Source organism: bacterium, from assembly GCA_012517375.1.
GTDB lineage: Bacteria > Hydrothermota > Tepidihabitantia > B3-TA06 > B3-TA06 > JAAYVC01.
In genome coordinates, this window is sequence record JAAYVC010000074.1 from 1 (window position 1) to 5,065 (window position 5,065).

At 47.5% G+C, this 5,065-nt stretch carries 4 protein-coding genes and 1 tRNA gene; all 5 read left to right on the plus strand.

The window, feature by feature from the left end:
* The first annotated feature begins 91 nt into the window (after positions 1-91).
* Positions 92-164: transfer RNA gene (locus GX441_08230), tRNA-Lys, on the plus strand.
* A gap of 31 nt (positions 165-195) precedes the next feature.
* On the plus strand, positions 196-1,593 hold the full coding sequence (locus tag GX441_08235) for a hypothetical protein (protein ID NLI98629.1): 1,398 nt from the start codon (positions 196-198) through the stop codon (positions 1,591-1,593).
* Positions 1,594-1,610: 17 nt separating this feature from the next.
* The gene (locus GX441_08240; protein ID NLI98630.1) at positions 1,611-2,495 is read left to right on the plus strand and encodes a DMT family transporter; all 885 of its coding nucleotides are present in this window, start codon (positions 1,611-1,613) and stop codon (positions 2,493-2,495) included.
* 327 nt (positions 2,496-2,822) lie between these two features.
* Positions 2,823-4,043 carry a DUF5050 domain-containing protein gene (locus GX441_08245; protein NLI98631.1) on the plus strand — a complete coding sequence of 407 codons (1,221 nt, stop codon included), beginning with the start codon at positions 2,823-2,825 and terminating at the stop codon, positions 4,041-4,043.
* Between the two features lie 9 nt (positions 4,044-4,052).
* Positions 4,053-5,065: hypothetical protein (locus tag GX441_08250; protein ID NLI98632.1), on the plus strand; the 1,013-nt coding region annotated here is incomplete at its 3' end.

Below are 5,065 nucleotides of genomic sequence, written 5' to 3' on the forward strand. Positions count from 1 at the left end.
CTTAAGGATGCAGTGGAGAAAATTGGTGCAAAAATGGTGCAAAGCGAAGTAGACTCTTTCGACAATCTTACAAGTGACGCAGTTACATGACGGGTCGTTAGCTCAGTTGGCAGAGCACCTGATTTTTAATCCGGTGGCCGCAGGTTCGAATCCTGCACGACCCATTTATAATTTTCTCTCCAAGAAAGGAGATTCATGTTTAAGATGTCTTCGTCTTCAAGAGGGAGCCAGGTTTTAATCGCTTTGATTCTTTTTGTTTCCCCAACGCTTTTTGCTGCATCTTCAGCCGAGGTTTTTTCCGAAGCTGAGTCCTACAGCATCCGCGTATATGTGACAACCGTTATAGCCCTTGAAAGCTCGCAACGAGGCTCAAGCCAGGGCTCGGGATTTATCGTCTCCATTGACCGCGATGCCGGTTATGCCTATGCAGTAACATGCGAACACGTAATCGGCGAAGGCATCTGCAATGTGCAGATAAGCTTCAAGGACGGAGAGCGTATAGAGGCTGAACCTGTTTATGTTGACCCCGTATTCGATTTCGGGATGATTCGTTTCAAACTTGATGAGCCAGGCATTCCTTCGAATGTAAAGGCAGCCAGGCTTGGAGATTCTGATAAGCTCAAGATAGGCGACCGGGTGGGCACTTTCGGTAATCCAGGTGGCATTGAGTTTTCAGGAACAGAAGGTATTGTCAGCTCCACGACAAACACGCCAACATCGGGGACAGGAAAGTTCATTCAAACCGATGCGCCGATTAATCCGGGCAATTCAGGCGGTCCTTTGATTCTCATGAGGGATGGTTCCGTGGTTGCCATAAACGCTGCAACGTCCGGTCAGGGCATAGGCTGGAGCCTTTCGATAAATCAGCTTAAACCGGTAATCAAGGATTTCCTTGCAGGAAAACTTCCATACGGCGGAAGGGTCGGGTGGTTTGGCTTCGATGTCGAAGAGATAACAACCGCAAGGGCACAGGAAAGCTTCAAAACCAATCTTGGTTCAGATGTAAGAAAAGCCCTGCTCATCAGAGCGGTGGCGCCATCCAATGCAAGCGATACTGCAGGCGTGATGCCCGGAGATATCGTTTTTTCAATTAACGGGAAGACGCCCGTCGACGAGGCTGACTACGCGATAATGATGAAGGATTTTGCCGATAAAGTGTGCTCGCTTAGAGTTTCGCGCTTCGGGAGCATGCTCGATTTCAATATTCTTGCAGTTGACCGCGCCGCTGACAGACCCAAGGAATACATAACAATCGCAGGCATGACCATTCAGCCGATGAGCCGATTCCTGCAATACTGGTACGATATGGATTCCTCCGCCGTATACATCTCAGATGTCGAGGAGCAAAGCGCCGCCGCTTCATGGGAGGCTTACAACGGTCCTATAAGGGCTGTTGCAGTTCGAGGATCTTACAGCGGCATACAGTCTTTCGACGGCTTCTGGAACGCAGTTAAGGATCTTTCTCCAGGCGAACCGATGGAGCTTTTTTACGGACTCGACCGGATACGCTCAATCGTAAAAGTAGTATACTACGATTCATCCGAGGCCCCCATGCGCAAGCAAGTGCCCGAGTATTACACAAAGAAACCCTGAAGAATTTATTGAATTAAATGCCCATTCTTGGCGAACTCGCCGCTCTCGGGACTTCCGTTCTCTGGGCATTTAACGCCGTATTCTTTACCGAGGCTTCAAGGCGCATACAGGTTATTGCTGTAAGCGTTTTGAGGCTTACACTTGCCTCAATCCTCTTAATTGCGGTTCACCTTCTTGCTGGAGGAAGATTTGCCTTCCCTCTACAATCAATGATTTGGCTCTCCATCTCGGGTATTGTTGCGCTAGCAGTGGGCGACTGGTTTCTTTTTGCGGCATTCGCTAAAATAGGTCCCCGAATTGTTCTTCTCGTAATGACCTTAAGTCCCGTATTCTCGGCATTAATAGCATGGATATTCCTGAAAGAAACTCTATCACTTCTTTCAATATCAGGCATTATGCTTGTGCTGGCAGGGATATGTCTCGTTGTCTTAAACAAGAAGGATAGTCAGCATTTGGATAGACGCTCCGTTATAGCCGGCGTTTTGATGGCGGTAGCAGCATCAATAGGGCAGGGTGCCGGTCTCGTACTTGCCAAGCAGGGAATGATTGAGGGCGTAAACGTTCTGGACGCCACCATGCTCAGGGTTCTTGCTGCGACAGCGGTCACGAGTCTTTACGTTCTGTTCGCAGGGAAGACTAAAGAAGTAGTCGGTTCAGTTAAGGATGGAAAAGCCATGCTTCATGTATCTCTGGGAACGACAATCGGATTGATAATAGGCACTCTCTTAGCGCTTTATGCGATAAATAACACGAAGGTGGGAATTGGCGCGACGTTTATCTCGTTATCGCCGGTTGTGATGCTTCCCTTGTCAAGGATTATTTACAAGGAGCGAATAACTTTTTTTGCCATTGCAGGAACATTGGCGGCTCTTGCAGGAGTCGCCTTGATTCTTATCAGATAGCAAGACCAATCAAGAATCGCCCTGCTGATTTTTCCATGCGGTTATTATGTAATTTGATGCAGCTTTTTCTGGGCTTGCGGCAGTTTTGTTATGGAATTCAGGCTGATGAAGATATCACCGGCAGTATCTTAACTTTCTTTAGAAAGGTAACTTGGACTTGACAAAATAAGGATTCGGCCTAATATTTTTCAAGGAGTTGTTTAAAGTAGGGATTGCGCCAGCAAAGACTTTTCATCAATGCGAGGATGGCAAAGGGCTGAGGCTGAAGAAATCCTTACCGCGAAACTGAGAGGGACTGGAAAACCGACTACAGCCTAGGAGGAAATAATGGACTATAGGGAAAACCAACTGCGCAAAGGGAAAGCGTGGGTATGCTGGTTAACGCTTATTGACATTGCCGCGCCTGCAATAATGCGGGCTGCTGCAAAGACTTGGATAGTCTTCGAGTGCAACAGACCAAACCCCAACTCAACTGAATACACCTACTGGGACATCTGGAAGCTAGACCCGGATGCTGATAACGTAAACGAATCAGATTGTGATTTGTATGGCGATCCTTTAACTGCGGACATGTGCAGCGAGTGGGACCCCACGTACTCCGTTGAGGATAAGTCTGTCGTATTCGTCTCAGACAAGGACGGCTGGCCGCATCTCTATAAGATGAGCATTAACGGCGGGGCATGGAAACAGCTTACTTCCGGGAACTATTCAACCGTTGATCCATGTTACAGCTTTGACGGAACAAAGATAGCTTTCACGTCGAATCAGAGCGGGCAATGGCACATATACACAATGAATACGGACGGAAGCGAGATGAAGCAAATAACGCAGGGCGCCTCGGACAACCGCAGTCCGTGTTTCTCAACGAATGGAGACAAGATATATTTTCTGAGCAACAGGGACACAGATAATTCAACCGTTTGGGGAGACTGGGAAATATACAGGGTCAACTCAGGCGGTGGCACTGCAGCGAAAGCAATAATAAACGGAAGCGGCGCAAGCTATCTGATGAACTGGACAGAACACGACCCGTGCTGCAGTCCGACCGACCCTAACATCATTGTATTCGCCAGCAACTATGCACACCAGTGCTTTCAGAGTAACCCGGAAGACTGCATCAACTTCGAGTTGTTCAAATATGATTTCAGATATCCAAATACCCCTCCGGTTCGATTGACTGAAAGTTGGAATGAGCGTTCATGTGATCCGACTCCTTGCCGAGAGATGTGGAACAGCTCAATGCCGTGCTTTTCGCCTGACGGCGAGCGCATAGCCTGGTCGGCTGATAACTGGACGGGAACAGGATGGCTAGGGGATTATAGCACTCGACCATACGACGATGCCATTCCTACGGAAAATATCTACGACAGTTACTGGAAGCCCCTTGGTTTAGAGCAGGGATCTTCGCATAACATCTGGATAATGGACAAGGATGAAGATCATCATTACTGGTTTCCGGCTTCTTACTGGGGGTGGGATAATGGACTTACGATTTACAAACATCATCATCACAAGAATTATAATCCCTCATGGGACGAACAACCATAGGAGGGTGAGATGAACAAGCGACCTTTTTTGATAGCGTTGGTTCTAATATGGTCAACATCGCCATTTAGTATAACTGCTAGCTGGGAAATACTAGACTTACCAACGGATAGAGGTTTCACAGAGATATGTGCCATTGACGAACACAATATCTTCGTTGTGGGTGACGAGGGGCTCTGGAAGACTTTTGACGGAAGCAATTGGGCGCTGGATACAGTGATACCTTTCTTTGAATACGTCTATTTCGCTGACGATACACTTGGTTTCATAGGATACAATCATTTAACTACTGATGGTGGTAAAACCTGGAATAAGGTAGACGGCACATTTCCAGGTTGGAACATATATTTTCCTCCTGGTCAAAGTCTTCTCGGCTATGGAGGATATAGCTTGTCGGGTGATTTGAACTATCCAAGGTGCCATCTTTATATAACGACTGACGGCGGCTGGCATTGGGATACCCTTCCAGCATTACCTGAGGTTTACTCTGATTCAAAAGAAAACATCTATCTAAGCAACCTTTCTTTTCCAACCTTTGATACTGGCTATGTAACTGCCACTTGCACAAAGATAATCAACGACTCTACATTTGAAGATCACTACAGCTACTTCAAGACCACAGACGGCGGCGAGACCTGGGTGTTGAATGAGGAGGGGTTGTGGAACGACGATTTCAGACCATATCTCGTTGACTTTCCCGAGAACGCAACCGTAGGCTACATGGCAGGCGGAGACGGCAAGGTTTTCAAGACCACGAACGGCGGAGCAACATGGGACACGGTGCTAAAGGATAGACCTTATATCGTTAGTATGTGCTTCCCGGAGAACGATCAAGTTGGCTACGTGTTCGGCGATTCCGTAGCAAATAAAACTACGGATGGCGGCAAAACATGGCAAACGGCATACCTTACCCATGACTCAACCTTCTACGAATGCCACTTTATCAACAATCGAGTGGGCTTCGTTACCGGACACAAGAATATGGCTTTACTCTCGATGCCCTATGACCCCGGTTTCGTATTAAA

Excerpts from the sequence above, each read along its gene's own strand:
- GX441_08235 (NLI98629.1), top strand. The coding sequence starts at position 196 with ATGTTTAAGATGTCTTCGTCTTCAAGAGGGAGCCAGGTTTTAATCGCT.
- GX441_08245 (NLI98631.1), top strand. The coding sequence starts at position 2,823 with ATGGACTATAGGGAAAACCAACTGCGCAAAGGGAAAGCGTGGGTATGC.
- GX441_08240 (NLI98630.1), top strand. The coding sequence starts at position 1,611 with ATGCCCATTCTTGGCGAACTCGCCGCTCTCGGGACTTCCGTTCTCTGG.